The 20,680-nt window shown below is 72.9% G+C and carries 19 protein-coding genes; 8 read left to right on the top strand and 11 right to left on the bottom strand.

What is annotated here, in order from left to right; genetic code table 11:
- Positions 1 to 855, bottom strand: an 855-nt coding sequence (locus tag BV453_RS02700) for a PhzF family phenazine biosynthesis protein (RefSeq protein WP_249520816.1), incomplete at its 3' end; no start/stop codon positions are given.
- A 26-nt stretch (positions 856 to 881) separates the two neighbouring features.
- On the bottom strand, positions 882 to 2,624 hold the full coding sequence (locus BV453_RS02695) for a thiamine pyrophosphate-binding protein (protein ID WP_249520815.1): 1,743 nt from the start codon (positions 2,622 to 2,624) through the stop codon (positions 882 to 884).
- A 160-nt stretch (positions 2,625 to 2,784) separates the two neighbouring features.
- Between BV453_RS02695 and BV453_RS02690 the strand changes: the two genes are divergently transcribed.
- Complete coding sequence (locus BV453_RS02690) at positions 2,785 to 3,294, top strand: phosphoribosyltransferase (RefSeq protein WP_060923485.1); 510 nt, start codon at positions 2,785 to 2,787, stop codon at positions 3,292 to 3,294.
- On the opposite strand, the gene BV453_RS02685 is transcribed toward BV453_RS02690, so the two are convergent.
- The 8 genes from BV453_RS02685 to BV453_RS02650 all read right to left on the bottom strand — a co-directional run bounded on the left by BV453_RS02685 (position 3,295) and on the right by BV453_RS02650 (position 10,077).
- On the bottom strand, positions 3,295 to 4,833 hold the full coding sequence (locus BV453_RS02685; protein WP_249520814.1) for an ATP-dependent DNA ligase: 1,539 nt from the start codon (positions 4,831 to 4,833) through the stop codon (positions 3,295 to 3,297).
- Between the two features lie 67 nt (positions 4,834 to 4,900).
- Positions 4,901 to 5,671: an enoyl-CoA hydratase/isomerase family protein gene (locus tag BV453_RS02680; protein WP_102208162.1), complete on the bottom strand. Its 771-nt coding sequence runs from the start codon at positions 5,669 to 5,671 to the stop codon at positions 4,901 to 4,903.
- Between the two features lie 9 nt (positions 5,672 to 5,680).
- On the bottom strand, positions 5,681 to 6,844 hold the full coding sequence (gene paaE / locus BV453_RS02675) for a 1,2-phenylacetyl-CoA epoxidase subunit PaaE (protein WP_249520813.1): 1,164 nt from the start codon (positions 6,842 to 6,844) through the stop codon (positions 5,681 to 5,683).
- Entirely contained in the window at positions 6,844 to 7,347 is a 504-nt protein-coding gene (gene paaD / locus BV453_RS02670; RefSeq protein WP_249520812.1) for a 1,2-phenylacetyl-CoA epoxidase subunit PaaD, read from the bottom strand. The genes paaE and paaD overlap by 1 nt, the downstream gene beginning before the upstream one ends.
- Positions 7,341 to 8,123 (bottom strand): 1,2-phenylacetyl-CoA epoxidase subunit PaaC, encoded by a 783-nt coding sequence (gene paaC, locus BV453_RS02665; RefSeq protein ID WP_249520818.1) that lies wholly within the window; start codon positions 8,121 to 8,123, stop codon positions 7,341 to 7,343. Before paaC ends, paaD begins: the two co-directional genes overlap by 7 nt.
- A gap of 122 nt (positions 8,124 to 8,245) precedes the next feature.
- Positions 8,246 to 8,575 (bottom strand): 1,2-phenylacetyl-CoA epoxidase subunit PaaB, encoded by a 330-nt coding sequence (paaB, locus tag BV453_RS02660; RefSeq protein WP_025103829.1) that lies wholly within the window; start codon positions 8,573 to 8,575, stop codon positions 8,246 to 8,248.
- On the bottom strand, positions 8,575 to 9,570 hold the full coding sequence (paaA, locus tag BV453_RS02655) for a 1,2-phenylacetyl-CoA epoxidase subunit PaaA (protein ID WP_249520811.1): 996 nt from the start codon (positions 9,568 to 9,570) through the stop codon (positions 8,575 to 8,577). The genes paaB and paaA overlap by 1 nt, the downstream gene beginning before the upstream one ends.
- Positions 9,571 to 9,657: 87 nt before the next feature.
- The gene (locus BV453_RS02650) at positions 9,658 to 10,077 is read right to left on the bottom strand and encodes a pilus assembly protein CpaE (RefSeq protein ID WP_025103831.1); all 420 of its coding nucleotides are present in this window, start codon (positions 10,075 to 10,077) and stop codon (positions 9,658 to 9,660) included.
- 89 nt (positions 10,078 to 10,166) lie between these two features.
- Between BV453_RS02650 and BV453_RS02645 the strand changes: the two genes are divergently transcribed.
- On the top strand, positions 10,167 to 12,293 hold the full coding sequence (locus BV453_RS02645) for a RecQ family ATP-dependent DNA helicase (RefSeq protein ID WP_249520810.1): 2,127 nt from the start codon (positions 10,167 to 10,169) through the stop codon (positions 12,291 to 12,293).
- A gap of 31 nt (positions 12,294 to 12,324) precedes the next feature.
- On the opposite strand, the gene BV453_RS02640 is transcribed toward BV453_RS02645, so the two are convergent.
- A complete protein-coding gene (locus tag BV453_RS02640; RefSeq protein WP_249520809.1) occupies positions 12,325 to 13,092 on the bottom strand; it encodes an IclR family transcriptional regulator in 768 nt (255 codons plus the stop codon).
- Positions 13,093 to 13,240: 148 nt separating this feature from the next.
- Between BV453_RS02640 and dhaK the strand changes: the two genes are divergently transcribed.
- From dhaK to paaK, 6 genes are all read left to right on the top strand, one after another.
- On the top strand, positions 13,241 to 14,233 hold the full coding sequence (gene dhaK / locus BV453_RS02635; RefSeq protein ID WP_249520808.1) for a dihydroxyacetone kinase subunit DhaK: 993 nt from the start codon (positions 13,241 to 13,243) through the stop codon (positions 14,231 to 14,233).
- Positions 14,233 to 14,874 carry a dihydroxyacetone kinase subunit DhaL gene (gene dhaL / locus BV453_RS02630; protein ID WP_249520817.1) on the top strand — a complete coding sequence of 214 codons (642 nt, stop codon included), beginning with the start codon at positions 14,233 to 14,235 and terminating at the stop codon, positions 14,872 to 14,874. Before dhaK ends, dhaL begins: the two co-directional genes overlap by 1 nt.
- Positions 14,871 to 17,408, top strand: coding sequence for a phosphoenolpyruvate--protein phosphotransferase (gene ptsP, locus BV453_RS02625; protein ID WP_249520807.1), 2,538 nt, complete (start codon positions 14,871 to 14,873; stop codon positions 17,406 to 17,408). Before dhaL ends, ptsP begins: the two co-directional genes overlap by 4 nt.
- A gap of 58 nt (positions 17,409 to 17,466) precedes the next feature.
- Positions 17,467 to 18,765 carry a sensor domain-containing protein gene (locus tag BV453_RS02620; protein ID WP_249520806.1) on the top strand — a complete coding sequence of 433 codons (1,299 nt, stop codon included), beginning with the start codon at positions 17,467 to 17,469 and terminating at the stop codon, positions 18,763 to 18,765.
- 104 nt (positions 18,766 to 18,869) lie between these two features.
- Entirely contained in the window at positions 18,870 to 19,295 is a 426-nt protein-coding gene (gene paaI, locus BV453_RS02615; RefSeq protein ID WP_025103838.1) for a hydroxyphenylacetyl-CoA thioesterase PaaI, read from the top strand.
- A 31-nt stretch (positions 19,296 to 19,326) separates the two neighbouring features.
- Positions 19,327 to 20,643, top strand: a complete 1,317-nt coding sequence (gene paaK / locus BV453_RS02610) for a phenylacetate--CoA ligase PaaK (protein ID WP_029989374.1) — start codon at positions 19,327 to 19,329, stop codon at positions 20,641 to 20,643.
- The last annotated feature ends 37 nt before the right edge of the window (positions 20,644 to 20,680 follow it).

Genomic DNA, 20,680 nt, shown 5'->3' with positions numbered 1-20,680 from the left:
GGATCCATCAGGGCGCCCACGTCGGTCGCCCGAGACGACGAGGCCGCCGGAGGCCGGGATCGCGACGCGGAGTTCGCTCGGGCGACCGACGTGGGCGCCCTGATGGATCCGGACGGTGTCGCCCGGATAGCCCTGGGCGCGGAGATAGGCGCCGACCGAAGCGGCCGCGGACCCCGTCGCGGGATCTTCGGTGATGCGCCCCACGGGGAAGAGGTTGCGGGCCTGGATCTCGGCCGGATCCTCGGCGTGCAGCACCGTCACCGTGCCGTGCCAGCCCTGCGCGCGCATGAGAGTGGCGACCTCGGCGGGGGAGAAGCGGAACTGGTGGAAGAGCTCCCGGTCGGCGACGAAGACGATCGGATGCCAGTTGCCCGCGAACGCCTCACGGACCGGGAAGCGCGGGTCGACATCGGCCGGCTCCATCCCCAGCAGCGCGAGGAGGCGGTCACGCACGACGTGGTCGAGGTCGCGGACCTCCGGCTCGACACTCGTGAACGACACCGTGACCCGGCCGTCCGCGTCCGCGAAGGACTCCATCGACACGTCTCCGGCCGCGGTCGCGAACACGACCGTCCCCGGACCCTGCCGCTCGGCGAGGGCCACCGCGGTCGCGACGGTCGCATGCCCGCAGAACGGCACCTCCGCAGCCGGCGACCAGTAGCGCACGCGGAAACGGGAGCCGTCCGCCGCGGCGTCCTGCACGAACGCGGTCTCCGAGTAGCCGACCTCGGCCGCGATCCGCTGCATGTCCGCCTCGTCGAGCCCGTCCGCGTCGAAGACGACCCCGGCGGGGTTGCCGCCGTCCGGCGTCGCGGCGAAGGCGCTGTAGCGCAGGACCTCAGGAGCATCCGTCATTCCGGGAGCCTATCGGCCCGCACAGGTCAGGAGTTCACGCGGATGATCTCCTGCTGGTACGGCGCGATCACGTCGCCGGAGATCCGGAGGTCGAGGACGAGGAAGCGCCGGGTCGCCGGGTCCTCCTCGGACCACGCGGCGAGGCGATCCAGGTCGTCCAGCGTCCGCACCACGACGCCCTCCGCACCGACCGCCGCCCCGAACGCGGCGAAGTCGACCTCGGGGATGCGCATCGGACCCTCGGCCAGGCCCTTCAGCCCGTAGAGGTTGACCTCGGCGCCGTACGCGGCGTCATTCCAGACCACGGCCATGCCGCGTCCGCCCGCCGCCCGGACGGCCGATTCGAGGTCGGCGATCGCCATGAGCCCGCCGCCGTCGCCCGAGGTGAGCACGATGGTCGCGTCCCGACGGGCGAGGGCCGCACCCACCACGCTGGGCCAGCCCTGTCCGATCGACTGGAACGCGGTGCCGATCATCATCATCCGGTCGGGCGCGGCCACCGGCCAGTACATGTTCGCCCAGCCGATGAAGTGCCCGCCGTCCGACACCACGACGCGGTCTTCGGGGAGGAGCTCGGCGATCCGGCGCGCGGCGGAACGCGGGTCGAGGCGGCCGTCCGGCGCGAGCTCGTCTCCCGGCTCGTACGCGCGGGCCGCGGCGACATCGACCGTCTCCCGCCACGGGCGGGCGGGCACAACTGCGGAGTCCGCGCCCGACACGCCGCCGGAGTCGGGGGTGGCCCCGGCGAGTCCGACGGCATCTCCGAAGTTGTGCTCGGAGAAGTCGTGCCCGGAGGAGAGGCGGGTGACGAGGGCCTCGGCGGCGAGGCGGGCGTCGGCGCGGACGAAGCCACCGACGTGGGCGTGGGTCGCGGCCGGAGCGGTGTCGATCTGGTACACCCGGGTGCCCGGGGCGAACAGGTCGCCGAAGCGCATCGTGAACTGGTTCAGGCTCGCGCCGAAGACCACCGCGACGTCCGCGGTCCGCACGAGCTCCATCGCCCCCTCGGCGCCGAAGCCACCGGTGACCCCGAGGTCGTACCGGGCGTCCGGGAAGATGCCGCGGCCGAGGGCGGAGGAGGCGGTGAGGGCCCCGGTCTGCGCGGCGAGGGCGCCGAGAGCCTCGCCCGCGCCGGCCAGCCACGCCCCGCGCCCGGCGAGGAGGAACGGGCGCTCGGCGTCGCGTAGGGCGGCGGCGATCTCATCCAGCATGCTCTCGGCGAAGTCCCCGCGCGGGGCGAGCGGGGCGGGCAGCCGAGGAGCCGGGGCCGCCGGCACCGCCCCGGCCTCGAGGGCGGCGACGTCGTAGGGGATGGCGAGCACGACGGGCACGCGATAGGTGAGGGCGTGCTCGACGGCGATGACGGTGGTCGCGGCGGCATCCGTCCGCCCGACGGTGTAGGTGCGCGCGCCCACCGCCGAGGCCAGAGCGATCTGGTCCACGTCCCACGGCCGCGGCCCCGATGTGGGCTCGTCACCGACGACGAGGACGAGCGGCACGTGCGCCTGCACGGCCTCGGCCAGCGCCGTGATCGTGTTCGTGAAGCCGGCGCCGTAGGTGGAGGTGCCCGCGGCGATGCGGCCGGAGGCGCGGAAGTGCGCGTCGGCGGCGACGACCGCGCCCTGCTCGTGACGGACGGCGGTGAAGGTGGCGTCGGTCTGCGTCTCGAGGGCGTCGAGGAAGTAGGCGTTGCCGTTGCCCATGACGCCGAAGACGGCATCGACGTGCTGGGCGAGGGTGAGGGCGACGTGCGCGGAGACGGAGGGCATGGAGAAGCCTTTCGAGACAGGGACGGAGAAGGGGGATCCGTATGTGTCTCGCCCTCGCGGCGATGCGAGGTGCTTCGTGCCTCTTTTTCAGGCACCGGCGGGGCCGGACCTGCTCAGTCTAGCGGCGGCCCGGACGGAGCGGATGCGCGAGAATGGACCGATGACGGATGCATCGATCGAGCGCGAGACGCTCACGTGGGACGGCTTCGGCGCGGCGACGCGCGATCTGGCGCGGAACATCATCGCGACGGGCTTCGAGCCGGAGGTCGTGGTGGCGATCGCGCGCGGCGGCCTGCTCCCGGCCGGCGCCATCGCGTACGGGCTCGGCGTGAAGAACTGCGGCGCCATCAACGTCGAGTTCTACACCGGCATCGGCACCGTGCTGGACGCCCCCGAGGTGCTGCCGCCCGAACTCGACATGGCCTACCTCGACGGCCGCCGCGTGCTGCTCGTGGACGATGTCGCCGACTCCGGTCGCACACTGGCGCTCGCGGTGCAGCTGCTGCAGGAGAAGGGCGCCGACGTGCGCTCGGTCACGATCTACACGAAGCCCTCGACGATCATCCAGCCGGACTTCGCGTGGAAGGACACCGACCTCTGGATCGACTTCCCCTGGTCGTTCCGCGGCACCGTGCGTCAGGAGGACGAGGGACTGCCGCCCACGGCCTGATCAGGAGTCGTCCGCGGCACCGCGCCGCAGGGCCAGGAGGGTCTGGATCGTGTCGGCCTCCGCAGCGGTCTTGTCCGGACGGTAGCCCTTGACCCGGGCGAAGCGGAGGGCGAGGCCGCCGGGGTAGCGCGGGGACCGCTGCACGCCGTCGATCGCGATCTCGACCACGAGCTCCGGCCGGAGGAACACCGTCGACGCCGAGCGATGGGTCTCGTGCGCCCGGAACTCCTCTGTCTGCCACTGCAGCAGCGCATCCGTGAGGCCCTTGAACGTCTTGCCCACCATCACGAAGCCGCCGGGGTCGCCGAAGTCGCCATCCGGGTCCCGTGCTCCGAGGTGCAGGTTCGACAGCCATCCGCGCCGTCGCCCCGACCCCCACTCGGCGCCCAGCACGACGAGGTCGAACGTGAGGACCGGTTTCACCTTGACCCAGGACTTGCCGCGGCGACCGGCGGCATACGGCGCATCCACGGCCTTCACCAGCACGCCCTCATGACCGGCCGCCAGGGCTTCGCGGGACAGGCGCTCGGCCTCCTCCGCGCTGTCGGTCACGATGCCGGGCATGCGCCACTCGCCGGCGACCTCGGCCAGGACCCCCTGACGCACCGACAGCGGCTCGTCCAGCAGGTCGCGGCCGTCCACGTGCAGGACGTCGAAGAACCAGGGCCGCAGGGCGAGCTCGCGCGCGGCATCCGCACCGAACCGGGACATCGTCTCCTGGAACGGCCGGGGACCGCCGTCCTCGTCGAGCGCCAGGGTCTCGCCGTCGAGGATGACCTCCTGCGCGGGAAGGCCGCGGACGACCTCGACGATCTCGGGCAGGCGGTGGGTGACGTCGGCGAGGCTCCGCGTGTAGATGCCGACCTCGTCGCCGCGGCGGTGCACCTGGATGCGCGCGCCGTCGAGCTTGTACTCGACCGAGGCGCGTCCGGTGATCTCGAGGGCGGCCGTGGGCGTCGGCGCCGTGGCCGCGAGCATCGGGAGCACGGGGCGACCCACCCGGAGCCCGACCTCGTCGAGCGCTCCCTCGGCACCGGTGAGCGCGAGCAGCGCCGTCTCGCCGAGGTCGCCGGAGAGCATGGCGGCCCGTCGCACGGTCGCGGCCGGAGCCTCGGCGGCGCGGGCGATCGCGTCGAGCAGCACGCCGCCCAGCGCCCCGGTGCGGAGCTCCCCGAGCATGGCCCTGGTCAGGAAGTCCCATTCGGGAGCCGTCGCGCGGGCGGCAAGATCGTGCAGGAGCGCGCTGCGGACACCGGCTGATCCGGAGCCGGACGTGTGCGCGAGGGTGTCGAAGGCGTGGTCGACCTCCGCGATGGTCAGGGTCGAGGTCGCGCTGTGCTCGATCGCGAGAGCGGTCAGCCCCCGCCAGCCCACGCCGAGGCGACCCTGGCGGGGCGTGGCGAGGAGCAGCCCCACGAGAGGGGCGATGTCGTCGGCGTCGGCCCGGCGGAGCAGCGCGGCGATCGCCTCGATCTTGGCCAGGCGGGACGAGGTCGCGGCGACCTGGTCGGTGGTGGTGACGAGCTCCGAGAGCAGCATGCGGGCATCCTCCCACCGGGGTCGGACACCACACGAGACGGTTGACAGCGACGACCGGGCCGTGGCGTCAGCGCCCGCGGAACTCCGGTTTCCGCTTCTCCTGGAACGCGGCGAAGCCCTCGCGGTAGTCCTCGGTGTCGCACAGGGCGGCCTGCGCCGCGTTCTCGACGTCGATGGACTCCCACAGGGTGAGGCGTTCGTCGCGGATGCGGGCGACGAGCTCCTTGCTCGCCCGGAAGGCGGCCGTGGCGCCGTGGGCGGCCTTCCCCGCAGCGGCCGTCGCGGCGGCGAGCACCTCGTCGTCCGGGAAAACCTGGGAGAAGAGCCCCGAGCGCACGGCTTCCGTGCCGCTCATGAGCCGGCCCGTGTAGATGAGGTCGAGGGTCTTGTGCGGGCCGAGCCGGTCGAGGAACAGCGCGTGCCCGCCGGAGTCCAGGGTCGCGCCGAGCGCTGCGAACGGCGAGCCGATCTTCGCCGATTCCGCGACGTACACGACATCCGTCGCGATGAGCAGGCCGAGTCCCACGCCCAGACAGGCGCCGTGGGCGACGGCGAACGTCGGCGCGGGGAAGCGGGACATCCGCTGCAGCAGCGGTGTCACCCGCCCGCCGAGGTAGCCGAGCACGTCGTCGTCGCGCGGATCGACGGCGGAGATGTCCCGCCCGGCGCAGAACGCCCGCCCTTCACCGCGGAGCAGCAGTGCGCGCACCCCGGCGGCCTCGGCATCCCGGTACGCGGCGTCGAGCTCCGCGAGGGCGGCCTCGTCCAGGGCGTTGAGCTTCGCGGGGGCGTCGAGCACCACGGTGGCGACGTCGTCGGCGATGGCGAGATCGATCATCAGGACTCCTCAGACGTCGTAGTCCACGACCACGCGGTCGCTGGTGGGATGGGACTGGCAGGTGAGCACGTAGCCGCGCTCCAGCTCGTCGGGCTCCAGGGCGTAATTCTCGGTCATCGTGACGCTGCCCTCGATCACGCGCGCGCGGCAGGTGCCGCAGACGCCACCCGCGCACGCGAACGGCGCGTCCGGCCGCACCCGCAGTGCGGCGTTCAGCACCGACTCGCGCGCCGCGACCGGGCTCTCCACCGTCGAGGACACGCCGTCGAGGTTCACCTCGATCCGTACCGTCTTCTCGCCCGAGCGCACCGTGACCGGCCGGGCGGCCCGCACCGGCTCGTCGCCGGTCGTGAACAGCTCGAAGCGCACGTGCTCGCGGGGTACGCCCACGTCGGCCAGCACCTCCCGGCAGAGGTCGACGAGCGCGAGCGGTCCGCACAGGAACCACTCGTCCACGTCGGCCGGGTCGATCAGCGCGTCGAGGATCGTCCGCAGCTTGGGCTCGTCGATGCGGCCCGAGAGCACCGGCGCGGTTCGCTGCTCGCGGGACAGCACGTGGTGCAGCGTGAGCCTCGTCGGGTAGCGGTCCTTGAGGTCGGCGAGGTCTTCCAGGAACATCACGTCCAGCGTCGAGCGGTTCGTGTAGAGGAGCGTGAACCGCGAGGTCTGCGACCGGGAGAGCACGGTGTGCGCGAGAGCCATCAGCGGCGTGATCCCGGAGCCGGCCGCGATGCCGACGACGTGCTTCTCGTCCAGGTCGTCGAGGCCGGAGGTGAACGTGCCCTGGGGGCTCATGACGTCGATGCGGAAGCCCGGGTGCAGGCCGGTCTGGGCCCACGTGGAGAACGTCCCGCCCTCGTCGCGCTTCACGGCGACGCTCAGACGGGTCGGCATGCCGTCGGTGCGGTGCTCGGGCGCCCGGCACAGCGAGTAGGAACGCCGCACCTCCACGCCGTCCAGCATCGTCCGCAGCGCCACGTACTGCCCAGGGAGGTGGTCGTAGTCGTCGGCGAGCTCCGCGGGCACCGTGAAGGTCACCTCGACGGAGTCCTCGGTGAGCGGGCGGACGTCCTCGACCTCGAGCGTGTGGAACCGGGCACGGGTGCGCGCCCGGGCGGGGGAGGCGGGAGAGGGCGCCGGCGTCGTCGCCGGGGCCGGGGAGAACAGCGACATCAGTGCACCTTGAAGTGATCGAAGGGTTCCAGGCAGGCCCGGCACTCGTACAGCGCCTTGCACGAGGTCGAGCCGAAGCGGGAGACCTCCCGGGTGTCGAGCGAGCCGCAGCGGGGGCAGCGCACACTGAGGGCGAGCCGGATCGGACCGGCGGGTACGGCCGCGCGGCCGCTGGGCGGCGCGATCCCGTACTCGCGGAGCTTCTGCTTCCCGGCGTCGCTCATCCAGTCGGTGGTCCACGCGGGGGCGAGCACGAGCCGCACCTCGACGTCGGCGAACCCGGCGGCCGTGAGCGCGAGGACCACATCGTCGCGGATCGTGTCCATGGCCGGGCACCCGCTGTAGGTCGGCGTGATGTCGACGACCACGCGCTCGCCGCGGAGCTCGACCGCCCGCAGTACGCCGAGGTCCTCGATCGTGAGCACCGGCACCTCCGGGTCCGGCACGGCGGCGGCGATCCGCCAGGCCTGGGCCTCCGCGTCGGCAGTGGTCCGGGTCACCATGACGCCCCCGGGTGTCGTCGCGCCAGGACCTGCATCTCGGCGAGGAGGTGGCCGAAGGGGGTCGCGTGCGCGCCGTTCCGGCCGCCCGCCGATGACGCCGGAACCTCCGGCACCGTGAGCTCGGCCTCGGCGAACACGGTGGCGATGACCGCGTCGAACGGAGCGCGGAGGCTCGACGGGCGCACGGCGACGTCGCCGAGCCGGTCGATCAGCGGCTCGTCGCGGAACAGCTCGTCGAGGTACGGCCACACATCCGCGAAGGCGCGGATCATCCGCCGCCGGGACTCCTCCGTGCCGCCCGCCAGGCGCAGAACCCACTGCACGGCGTGGTCGCGGTGGTAGTCGACCTCCTTGAGCGCCTTCTCAGCGATCGCGGCGAAGGTGGGCTCAGAGCTCGCGCGGAGGGCGGCGTAGAGCTCCACCAGGTAGACCGAGGCGACGAGCTGGCGCGCGATGGTCTGCGCGAAGTCGCCGTTCGGCTGCTCCACGATCCAGGCGCTGCGGAACTCCGGCTCGTCGCGGAAGTACGCGAGGTCGTCCTCGGACCGGCCGTCCCACGTGCCCGCGAAGTGCAGGAAGGAGCGCGCGTGGCCGAGCAGGTCGAGGGCGATGTTGCCGAGCGCCACGTCCTCCTCGAGCTCGGGGGCGCGGGAGATCCAGGCGCCGAGCTGCTGCGACAGGATGAGGGCGTCGTCGCCGAGCCACAGGGCGTACTCGGCGATGTCGGCGCTCGCCGCGGTCGTGCCGGCGCCCGCGAGCTCTTCGCTGAGCCGCAGCTCGTCGACGGAGACGTCGCCATGCGCCTCCCCGTGGGCGTCGCCGAGTCCCTCAGCGGCGCCGAGTCCCTCAGCGGAGCTGGGCCCCTGAGCAGGGCTGGGGCCCTGAGCCTGTCGAAGGGTCACAGGTGCGGCACCCCCTCGGAGGCGGTGTAGTACACCGCGTGCCGGTAGTTCTTGCCGGCGGGGCTCTCGAAGTACGCCCCCTTGGCGTCGGGGTCGCTCGTGGTGATCGCCTCGGCGGGGACCGCCCAGATCGACACGCCCTCGCCCCGGCGGGTGTAGAGGTCGCGCGCGTTGCGGATGGCCATGTCGGCGTCGGGGGCGTGCAGCGAGCCGACGTGCACGTGGCTCAGCCCGCGGTTCGCCCGCACGAAGATCTCCCACAGGGGCCAGACCTCCCGGCCCTGGGTCCCCGAGCTCGTCGAAGGGTCGGCTCCGGGGGTCGCCATCACGCCACCGCCCCTTCGACACGCTCCCGGCTCAGACGGGAGTGCTGCTTGCGGGCGTACTCCGCGGCGGCCTCCCGCACCCACGCGCCCTCCTCGTGCGCCGTGCGGCGGCGCTCCAGACGCTCGGCGTTGCAGGGGCCGTTGCCGCGCAGCACCTGGAAGAACTCGTCCCAGTCGATCTCGCCCATCTCGTAGCGACCGGTCTCCTCGTCGAACCGCAGGTCGGGGTCGGGGAGGGTGACGCCGAGGATCTCGGCCTGCGGCACGAGCATGCCGACGAACCGCTGACGCAGCTCGTCGTTGGAGAAGCGCTTGATCTTCCACGCCATCGACTGGGCGGAGTTGGGGGACTGGTCGTCGGGCGGCCCGAACATCGCCAGGCTCGGCCAGTACCAGCGGTCCACCGCGTCCTGTGCCATCTGCCGCTGCTCGTCGGTGCCGCGCATGAGCGAGAGCAGGATCTCGAACCCCTGGCGCTGGTGGAACGACTCCTCCTTGCAGATGCGCACCATCGCGCGCCCGTAGGGACCGTAGGAGGCGCGGCACAGCGGCACCTGGTTGCAGATCGCGGCGCCGTCGACGAGCCAGCCGATCGCGCCCATGTCGGCCCAGGTCGGGGTGGGGTAGTTGAAGATCGACGAGTACTTCGCCTTGCCGGAGATGAGCTGCTCCATCATCTCGTCGCGGGTGATGCCGAGCGTCTGCGCGGCGGAGTAGAGGTAGAGCCCGTGTCCGGCCTCGTCCTGCACCTTCGCCATGAGGATCGCCTTGCGCTTGAGGCTCGGGGCGCGGGTGATCCAGTTGCCCTCGGGCTGCATGCCGATGATCTCGGAGTGCGCGTGCTGGGAGATCTGCCGGATGAGGGTCTTGCGATAGGCCTCGGGCATCCAGTCGCGCGGCTCGATGCGCTGCTCGTTCGCGATCAGCTCGTCGAACAGGCGTTCCTCGTCGGAGGTCTCGCCGTCCACGAGGGACAGGTCTGCGGGACTGGTCATCGTCGACTCCTCGGGCTCCGGTCCTTCTTTACTGACCGATCGTTAGGTAATTCTGACACACGCGACGGCGCGATTCAACAGGGCGTGTCAGCGGGAGCGCGAGATCAGCGCCAGCAGCGCGCGGCCGTAGGCCTCCGCCGGGTCCGGGTGCTCGAACAGCAGGGGAGCGCCGCCGAGCTCGATCTCGACGCGGAACGTGTCGGGGAGGCGGGTGAGGGCGCGGAACGTCCCGCGGAGCAGGTCGCGCAGCTGGTCCTCGCGCGGCAGCCACACCGCATCGGCGAGGGTCACGGCGTCGAGCGCCCACTCCGTCGTGCCGTTGAAGGCGAGGTCCGTGCCGGCCGGCGTCTGCCGCGCCTCGATGGTCATCGCGCTCACCGTGAAGACGTCGGCCTCGGCCTCCAGCTCCACCTCGTCGGGCAGATCGAGCTGGAACCGGTCACCCTCCGCGGGCTTCCAGTTCAGGCCGGCATCGCGGAGCGCGACGGCGAGTTCGCGGGTGATCATTCCTCCACGCTACGGCCTTCCCACCGGTCATCCACCGAGAGCGGGCGGCGGGCGGAGTCCTGTCCGAGGTCTGCGGCAGAGTGGAGGGCATGACCTCTCCGACCGCCGTTCCCCTCCGCGAGGCCGCCCGCGCCGCCCTCGGCGAACTCGTCGGCCGTCCCGACGTCGACTTCCACGACGGCCAGTTCGAGGCGATCGAGGCGCTGGTGGAGGGGCGTCGCCGCGCGCTCGTGGTGCAGCGCACCGGGTGGGGGAAGTCGGCGGTGTACTTCGTCGCGACCCTGCTCCGCCGCCGGCAGGGAGCCGGCCCGACCGTGCTCGTCTCCCCGCTCCTGGCGCTCATGCGCGACCAGATCGCCGCGGCCGAGCGCGCGGGCGTGCGCGCCGTGGCGATCAACTCGACGAACGCCCACGAGTGGGCCGAGGTGCAGGAGCGGCTCGCCGGAGACGACGTGGACGTGCTGCTCGTCTCGCCGGAGCGGCTCAACAACCCGGCCTTCCGCGAGGAGCAGCTGCCCGCGCTGGTGGCGCGGCTCGGCATGCTCGTCGTCGACGAGGCGCACTGCATCAGCGACTGGGGGCACGACTTCCGTCCGGACTACCGCCGACTGCGCGACCTCATCGCGCAGATGCCCGCCGACGTGCCGGTGCTGGCGACGACCGCGACGGCGAACTCCCGCGTGGTGGCCGACGTGGCCGAGCAGCTCGGGGCGCTGCCGGGCGGTGCGGGCGGAGCGGAGGCGGTGCCCGTGCTCACGATCCGGGGGCCGCTCGCCCGTACCTCGCTGCGGCTCGGGGTGCTCCGCCTCAAGGACTCGGCGAGCCGCCTGGCCTGGCTGCTCAGCCACCTCGACGATCTCCCCGGCAGCGGGATCATCTACACGCTGACCGTGGCGGCGGCGGTCGACACCGCGCGGTTCCTGCGCGACCACGGCCATGACGTGCGCGCCTACACGGGGCAGACCGACCCCGAGGAGCGTGCGGAGTCGGAGGGCTTGCTCAAGCGCAACGAGGTGAAGGCCCTCGTCGCGACCAGCGCCCTCGGCATGGGGTTCGACAAGCCGGACCTCGGGTTCGTCGTCCACCTCGGCGCGCCGTCCTCACCGGTGGCGTACTACCAGCAGGTGGGACGAGCGGGGCGTGCCAGCGAGAGCGCCGACGTTCTCCTGCTCCCCGGTGTCGAAGACCGCGAGATCTGGCACTACTTCGCGACCGCGTCGATGCCGGATCGGGAGCGTGCGGAACGGGTGATCGCGGCGCTCGGCGACAGCCCGATCTCGACGCCGGCGCTGGAGGCCCTCGTCGACATCCGCCGCACGCCGCTCGAGCTGCTGCTGAAGGTGCTCGACGTGGATGGTGCCGTGCGTCGTGTGCAGGGTGGGTGGGTCGCGACGGGACAGCCGTGGACGTACGACGCCGAACACTACGAGCGCATCGCCGCCGAGCGGGTGGCGGAGCAGGAGCACATGCTCGAGTACGAGCGCACGGACGGCTGCCGGATGGCCTTCCTGCAGCGCGCCCTCGACGACGACACCGCGGCTCCCTGCGGTCGGTGCGACAACTGCGCGGGCGTGTGGTTCCCGGCGGAGGTCGCGCAGACGGCGAGCGCACAGGCGGCCGCCTCCCTCGACCGGGTGGGCGTGCCGGTCGAGCCGCGTCGCGCGTGGCCGACAGGGGCCGACCGCCTCGATGCGCCGGTGCGCGGCCGCATCCCCGCGGGAGAGCAGGCCGATGAGGGGCGTGCCCTCGCCCGGCTCACCGACCTGGGCTGGGGCGGCACGCTGCGCGAGATCTTCGCGGCAGGTGCCCCGGACGCGCCGATCAGCCCGGCGCTGCTGCAGGCCTGCGTGCGCGTGCTCGCGGGGTGGGGCTGGGCGGAGCGGCCGGTGGCTGTTGTCGCGATACCGTCGCGGTCGCATCCGCAGCTCGTCGACTCCCTCGCCCGCGGGCTGTCCGAGATCGGGCGGCTGCCGTACCTCGGCGCGCTGGAGTGGCGAGGCGGAGGGCCTTCGGGGCAGGCGGGCGGGAACAGCGTGTTCCGGCTCGCGGGGGTGTGGGACCGCTTCGACGCGGCGCATCTCGAGGTACCCGCCGGCCCGGTGCTGCTCGTCGACGACCTCATCGACAGTCGCTGGACCATGACGGTCGCGGCCCGCGCGGTGCGGCAGGCCGGGGCCACGGCCGTGCTGCCGTTCGCACTCGCCCTGCGCGGCTGACCGCCGGGATCGAGGGTGGACGCGCCCGCCGTCAGTCCTCGGCGGGGGCCACGGGCGGTGGCCAGGACGTCGCGCCGAGTTCGCGGGAGATGTTCCGTGCCGTCTCGCGGAGCGCGTGCACGACGGCGTCGGATGCCGGTGCCTCCGCGGTCGGCAGTACGACGGCCACCGCGGCGACGATCGTGTTCGAGGCGTCGGCGATCGGTGCCGCGAGGGACGACTCGCCGAGGACGGCCTCATCGCTCTCCGCCGCCATCCCGCGCTCCGCGATCCCCGGCAGCTCGAGGGTCAGTCGGGCCACGTCGGTGATGGTGTCGCCGGTGAGACTGCGCAGGGGCTCGGCGAACACGCTCTGCTGGAAGCCCTGGTCGTACGCGAGGAGCACCTTCCCCATCGCGGAGGCGTGCGCGGGGACCGCCATCCCCGTCTCCAGCATCTGCGGGCTGTCGTCGGGGCGGAGGTTGTGGTGGATCACGAGGACGTCCGTGAGGTGCGGGGCGCCGAGGCGCACGGACATCCCGGTGCGTCGCGCCAGCTCCTGCGTCCAGCGCATCGCCCGCGCCCGCACGTCCAGGGTGTCGAGGTACACGTTGCTCAGTCGCAGCAGGGTGGGGCCGAGCATGTACCGCTGTCCGCCGCGCTCCTTCGCGACGAGGCCGTGCGCGCGCAGCGACTTCACGAGGCCGTGCACGGTCGACGGCGGCAGGCTCAGGGCCGCGGAGAGGTCCGTGATGCCGAGGTGGCGGGCGCCCTGGAGCAGGTCGAGGATCTTCGCCGCGCGATCGATCGCCTGGATCATGCGCGTCCTCCTTCCGGTCGTCGTCGAGCCGGGTCTCCGGTCGCCGGATCGATCTTGACAACCCGGCAGGCTCCGAGCATATTCGACATTGACGAATTCCTTTCGGATTTTCGCTCGAGACTCACGCCGCATCAAAGGAGATCGCAGGATGAAGAAGCTCATCAACGCCCCGGAGGACGTCCTCGTCGAGTCCCTGAAGGGCGTCGCCGCCGCACACCCCGAACTCTCGGTCGACCTGGAGAACCACGTCATCACCCGGGCGACACCGAAGGCTCAGGGCAAGGTGGCCGTCGTCTCCGGCGGCGGATCCGGCCATGAGCCCCTGCACGGCGGCTACGTCGGCACCGGCATGCTCGACGCGGCCGTCGCCGGCGAGGTCTTCACCTCGCCCACCCCCGACCGCGTGCAGGTCGCCACCCAGGCGGTCGACCGCGGCGCCGGCGTGCTGCACATCGTCAAGAACTACACCGGCGACGTGCTGAACTTCGAAATGGCCGCCGAGCTCGCCGCCATGGAAGGGATCGAGGTCGGCACGGTCGTCGTGGACGACGACGTGGCCGTGCAGGACTCGCTCTACACCGCGGGGCGCCGAGGCGTCGGCCTCACGGTCCTGCTGGAGAAGCTCGTGGGGGCCGCCGCGGAGGAGGGCCGCGACCTCGCGGCCGTAGTCGACCTCGCGAAGCGCATCAACGGTCAGGGGCGCTCCATGGGCATGGCCCTCACCAGCTGTACGGTCCCCGCCGCGGGCAAGCCCACCTTCGACCTCCCCGACGACCAGATGGAGATCGGCATCGGCATCCACGGCGAGCCGGGCCGCCACCGTGAGCCGCTCGCCCCTGCGTCGGAGATCGCGCGGCAGCTCGTCGAGCCGATCCTGGGCGACCTCGACGCCGCCGGCCCCGCGATCGTGATGCTCAACGGCATGGGGGCCACGCCCCTGATCGAGCTCTACCTCATGTACGGCGAGGTCGCGTCGATCCTGGAGAGGTCCGGAGTGCAGATCGCGCGCAACCTGGTCGGCAACTACATCACCTCTCTCGACATGGCCGGGTGCTCCGTCACGGTGCTGAAGGCCGACGACGAGCTGCTGCGGCTGTGGGACGCCCCGGTGATCACCCCCGGCCTGCGGTGGGGCGCGTGATGGCGGCCGTCGGCACCGACGCCCTCGTCGACTGGATCTCCCGGTACCGGGAAGCCGTCACGGCGCAACGGGACTGGCTCACGGAACTGGACTCCGCCATCGGGGACGCCGATCACGGCGCGAACATGGCGCGGGGCTTCTCGGCGGTCGGGGAGAAGCTCGCGGCGACGACGCCCGCGACGATCGACGAGCTGCTCAAGACCGTCGGCATGACCCTGGTGAGCTCGGTGGGCGGCGCGAGCGGCCCCCTCTACGGCACGTTCTTCCTGCGCATGGGGATGTCCGCCGGTGCGGTCACGTCGCTCGACGGACCGGCGCTCGCCGCCGCGCTCCGGGCGGGCCTCGAGGGCATCGTCGCGCGGGGCAAGCCCGAGGCGGGCGACAAGACGATGTTCGACGCCATGGCGCCCGCGGTGGACGCCTTCGACTCCGCCCTCGCCGGAGGAGCCGATGCCGCGGCCGCCGCCAGGGCGGCGGCGGATGCCGCGGCCGCCGGCCGCGACGCCACGGTGCCGCTCGTCGCCCGGAAGGGCAGGGCGAGCTACCTCGGTGAACGCAGCGCGGGCCACCTCGACCCCGGAGCCGCCTCGACCGCGCTCCTGTTCGAGGCGCTCGCGGCGGCCCTCGCGGACGCCGGATGATCGGTATCGTCGCCGTCTCCCACAGCGCCCGGCTCGGGGAGGCGGCGCTCGAACTCGCCCTGCAGATGGTGCCGGGCGGCGGCGCGCGGGTCCGCGTGGCGGCCGGGGCCGGCGTGGACGCGGACGGCGCGCCCATCCTCGGGACGGACGCCGTCGCGGTGTCGGCGGCGATCGACGAGCTCGCCGCCGAGGTCGACGGCGTGCTCGTGCTCATGGACCTCGGGTCGGCCGTGCTGAGCGCCGAGCTCGCGCTGGAGCTGCGCAGCAGCGACGTGCCGGTGCGGCTCGCGCCCGCGCCGTTCGTCGAAGGGCTCCTCGCCGCGGTGGTGGCCGCGGCGGCCGGGGGCGACCTCGATGCGGTCGCCGCTGAAGCCGCGTCGGCCCTCGCCGCGAAGACCGGTCAGCTCGGCCCGACGGACGATGCGACGGCGGAGGACATCGTGACGTCGCCCGCGGAGCGCGCTCCTGACGGGTCGGAGCCGGCCGAGGAGACGGTGTCCCGTCGGGTGCGGGTGCGCAATCCTCTCGGCATCCATGCCCGCCCCGCCGCGCTGATCGCGGAAGCGGCGGCGGGCGCGGACGTGCGTCTGCGGCGGTTGCCGGACGGCCCGGAGGCCGCGGCCGGGAGCCTGACCCGGTTGCTCGCACTCGGCGCGCGGCAGGGGACCGAGTTCGAGCTCACGGGTCGGGGAGCGGATGCCGAGGCGGCGATCGACCGCCTGGTCTCGCTCTTCCAGGGAGGATTCGGCGAGGGCGTCGAGACGGACGAGGGCGCCACCGGCGGCCCCGGAACCGCACCCGCGCTCGGCACAGCAGGGGACGACCAGACGGGAGCCCGGGCCGACCACGAACCGGCGCCGACGCCGGAGATCGTCTCCGGATCCGTGCTGCAGGGCCGCGGCGTCAGCCCGGGACGGGTGGCCGCGAGGGCGGTGTCCCTCGCACCGGCACTCCCGGAACCGGATGCCGAGACCGTCGTCCCGCCGGAGGGTCGGGAGGCCGAGGTCTCCACGATCGAGTGGGCGGCGGTCGCCGTCGCCGATCAGCTGCGTTCGCGCGCCGAACGGGCCCGCGGAGAGGCGCGGGCGATCCTGGACGCGTCCCGGCTCCTCGCCTCGGACCCGGAGCTCGTCGCGGAAGCCACCGCCCTCGTGCGCGCTCAGGGCCGCACGGCGGCGCGGGCAGTCTGGGAGACGTCCGCGGCACACGAGGCGGCGCTCGCAGCGCTCGGCGGGAGGATGGCGGAGCGCGCCGCCGACATCCGTGACGTCCGGGACCGCATGATCGCCGAGATCCTCCGGGTGGACATGCCCGGGGTCCCCGAGCGCGATGAGCCGTTCGTGCTCGTCGCGACCGACCTCGCACCCGCCGACACGGCAGCGCTGGACGGCGGGAGCTGCGTCGCTCTCGTGACCGCGGACGGCGGGCCCACGTCGCACACGGCGATCATCGCGCGGGCACTGGGACTTCCCGCCGTGGTCGGGGTGCCAGGGGCGACCGGCATCCCCGAGGGGGCCATGCTCCTCATCGACGGGGATCGCGGCACGGTCCACGTCGACCCGGACGAGGCGGAGATCGCCGAGGCCCGGGCCGCGGCCGTCGTGGTGACCTTCGACGGGCGGGGTCGTCTCGCCGACGGGACCCGCGTGCCGCTCCTGGCCAACGTCGGGGGCGCCGCGGATGCCGGGAGCGCGGCCGCGGCGCACGCCGAGGGGGTCGGACTCTTCCGCACCGAGTTCTGCTTCCTCGACCGGACAGCGGCGCCGAGCATCGAGGAGCAGGTCGAGGCGTACCGCGGGGTGCTGCGCGCATTCCCCGGGCGGAAGGTCGTCGTGCGCACGCTGGATGCGGGGAGCGACAAGCCGTTGCCGTTCGCGAACGACGACGACGAGGAGAACCCCGCGCTCGGTGTGCGGGGCCTGCGCCTCTCCCGTCGCCGGCCCGCACTCCTCGACGATCAGCTCCGCGCGCTGGCCAGGGCCGCCGATGCGGAATCCGCCGAGGTGGAGGTCATGGCCCCGATGGTCGCCACGGTCGACGAGGCCGCGGACTTCGCGGCGCGGTGCCGTGCCGCGGGGCTGGACAGAGCGGGGATCATGATTGAGACCCCGGCGGCGGCGCTGCTGGCCGCCGAGCTGTTCGAGGTCGTGGACTTCGTGAGTCTCGGGACCAACGATCTCGCGCAGTACTCCCTCGCCGCGGACCGGCTGTCCAGTGCGCTCGCCGATCTCAACGATCCCTGGCAGCCGGCGGTCCTGCGGCTCATCGGGACGGTCGGGGCGGCGGGACGCGCGGCGGGCAAGGCCGTCGGCATCTGCGGGGAGGCGGCCGGTGACCCGGCACTCGCCCCCGTGCTGGTCGGGCTCGGAGCGACCTCGCTGTCGATGACGCCGCGCGCCCTCGGGCGGGTGGCGGCCGCGCTCGATGCCGTGGACGCCGATGCCTGCCGGCGGGCGGCCGAGGGCGCGAGCGGCGCGAGAACCGCGGCGGACGCGCGGCGGGCGGCCGCCGGCGTCCTGAGTCCCGGATCCTGACCGCTATCCTTCCCTCAGGGGCGCGCATCGGTGCGCACGAGACCACTCGGAGGGGTTCATGACGGCTGCGGTGCCCGGGAGGCGGAAGAGGCGCGGCGCGGCGTTCCTCGCGGCGGCGACGGCAGCGGCGCTGATCGCCGTGCCCGGATGCGCGGCGACCCCGGAGGCGACGCCCACGACCGCCTCTCCGGTGACGGAGACGCCGACGCCGGAGCCGTACGACGGCCCGCTCCTGTTCGTGGGGGACGACCTCGACGCCTTCGCGCTCACGCCGGCCGAGGTCGCCGACCTGCTTCCGTCCGCGCCGCCGGCGGGTGAGGTCGACGACATTCTGCTGCAGTACGCGGACGGGGGCGGCCCGGACTTCACCCCGTCCGTGTGCGGGATGCTGATCATGGAGACCTCGATGTTCAGCATCGGGGCGCGCACGGTGCCCTGGGCGGACGCCGAGGACACGCAGAACAGCGGCAAGCAGGAGATCCTCCAGTTCGCGTCGGAGGACGTGGCGGCCGAGCGCATGGATCTGCTCGCCTCGACCGTCGACCGCTGCGCGCAGTTCGACGCTCGGGGTGAAGGCACCTTCAACGCGGTCGCCGTGCCCGATGAGGAGGGCGTGCGGGCTTTCGCCGGCACGATGACCATGAACTCCGGCGGAAACCCCTGGCGCGTGCACCACGCCTTCGCCGCCGTCGGCAACGTCGTCGTGCACCTGCGGCAGCCGGCGCTCGACGGCTCCGCGTTCGACGCCGAGCGCGCGGCTCTGCTCCTCCGGGATCGGGCGGTCGAGGCGGAAGCCGCTCTCGTCGAGGAGCTCACGGACGACCCGCCGGTCGCCGAGACCCCGGCGCCCGCCGACCCCGCCGCTCCGTGGAGCGACTGGGAGATGGCGACGACGGGTGTGGGCCCCCTCGTGCTGGGCACCTCGCGCGAGGAGGCGGTGGCGGCGATCCCGGGGGCCACCGTGGAGGAGTTCGACTGGTCCGACCGGCAGGTGCGCGTCGTGAGCGCCGACGGGACGTCCCGCCTCGTGCTGCACTTCGCCGAGCAGGGGGATGCGCTGGCGGCGGTCACCGCCGGCATCGCGAACATCCAGGGCGACGTCGAGCCGGACGGCGCCGCGCTGCCCGCCGCCGAGGGAGTCCGGATCGGCGCTCCGCTGACGGAGGCGGTCGCGGCCTTCCCGGAGGGCGCGTTCCTCCGCGTGGTCTCGTCCGGCGAGTACTTCTACGAATGGTCCACGCGGGAGGGAGGCACGATCCGCTTCCGCGCGGATCGCGACTTCTCCGACCCGGCGGCGGTGATCACCGGCGTCACCGTGGAGGACGCGACGCTGCGGACGCCGTTCCGGATCGAGTGACCCCACCCGCGTCCCCGACACCCTTGCGTTACTGACCGATCGTTCAGTTAGTATGGGCGGACGGGACGCGGTCGTCCCGTCCCAGCGCGACGAGGAGGTCGGCGATGACGGAGGCGACGGATACGGCGGAGGCCGTGCGGCCGAACCGGGCCATGATGGAACGCGACCGGGCCTCGGCGATGCTCGGGCTCGTGGTCGAACGCGACGACCCGGGGCACGCGGTCGTGTCGATGCGCGTCCGTGAGGACATGACCAACGGCTTCCAGATCACCCACGGCGGGCTCGTGTTCGCGCTCGCCGACACCGCCTTCGCGATCGCCTGCAACGAAGACGACCGGGTGACGGTGGCCGCCGGTGCCGACATCTCGTTCCTCAAGCCCACCGTCGCGGGGCAGACGCTCACCGCGACGGCCGTCCGCCGCACCCGCACCGGTCGCTCCGGCCTCTACGACGTGACGGTCGTGGACGAGCAGGGCGACGCGGTCGCCGAGTTCCGCGGCCGCTCCCGCACCACCTCCCAGACCTTCTGATCCGCCGTTCCGAGGAGTCCCCGTGTCGACGATGACCGCCCCCGCCTCCGCCCTCCGCCCGCCGACGACCGACGAGCTCGACCCCGAGGAGCGGATGAGCCGCGCCGAGATCGAGCGCCTGCAGCTCGAGCGCCTCCGGTGGACCGTGCAGCACGCCTATCGCAACGTTCCGCTCTACACGCGGAAGTTCGACGAGGCGGGCGTGCATCCCGACGACATCCGCACGCTCGACGACGTGCACCGGCTGCCCTTCACCACTAAGGACGACCTGCGCGAGACGTACCCGTTCGGGATGTTCGCGGTGCCGATGGCCGACGTCGCCCGCATCCACGCGTCCAGCGGCACCACGGGCCGCCCGACCGTCGTCGGCTACACGCGCGGCGACCTCGACCGCTGGGGGACGCTGGTGGCCCGGTCGCTCCGCGCCAGCGGCATCCGGCGCGGCATGAAGGTGCACAACGCCTACGGGTACGGCCTGTTCACGGGTGGGCTCGGGGCGCATGCCGGCATCGAAGCCCTGGGCGCCACCGTGATCCCGATGTCGGGCGGACAGACCGCCCGGCAGGTGCAGCTCATCCGCGACTTCGAGCCGGACGCGATCCTGTGCACCCCGAGCTACCTCCTCACGATCGCCGACGCGATGGCCGCGCAGGGCATCGACCCGCGGTCCACCTCGCTCCAGGTCGCGGTGCTCGGCGCGGAGCCCTGGACCAACGAGATGCGGCACGAGCTGGAGCAGCGGCTCGGCATCGACGCCCTCGACATCTTCGGGCTCAGCGAGGTGATGGGGCCGGGCGTCGGCAACGAGTGCCTCGAGACCAAGGACGGCCCGCATCTGTGGGAGGACCACTTCCTGCCCGAGGTGATCGACGGCGACTCCCTGCAGGCGCTGCCGGACGGCGAACGGGGCGAGCTCGTCTTCACCTCGCTCACCAAGGAGGCGTTCCCCGTCATCCGCTACCGCACGCGCGACATCACCCGCCTGCTCCCCGGCACGGCGCGTCCGGGTATGCGGCGGATGGAGAAGGTCACCGGGCGCAACGACGACATGATCATCCTGCGCGGCGTCAACCTCTTCCCGACGCAGATCGAGGAGCTGGTGCTCGGGATCGAGCAGCTCACGCCGCACTTCATCCTGGAGCTGACGAAGGAAGGGCGGATGGACGCCCTCACCGTCCGTATCGAGCGGCACCCCGACCTGTCCGTGGAGACGTGCGAGGCGGCGGCGCAGGTGCTGGTGCAGCGCATCAAGGTGTTCATCGGCTCGTCGGTCGCCGTGCGGCTGGAGGAGCCGGGTGCACTGCCGCGCAGCGAGGGCAAGTACAAGCGCGTCTACGACCTGCGCTGACACGCGGGGGTCTCGGCGTCGACCTCCGCGATGCGCG

It is taken from the genome of Microbacterium sp. ER1, from assembly GCF_023383675.1.
In the GTDB taxonomy this organism is placed as follows: Bacteria; Actinomycetota; Actinomycetes; order Actinomycetales; family Microbacteriaceae; genus Microbacterium.
The sequence above is the reverse complement of the archived record's forward strand: the minus strand, read 5'-3'. Positions and strand labels throughout refer to the sequence as shown.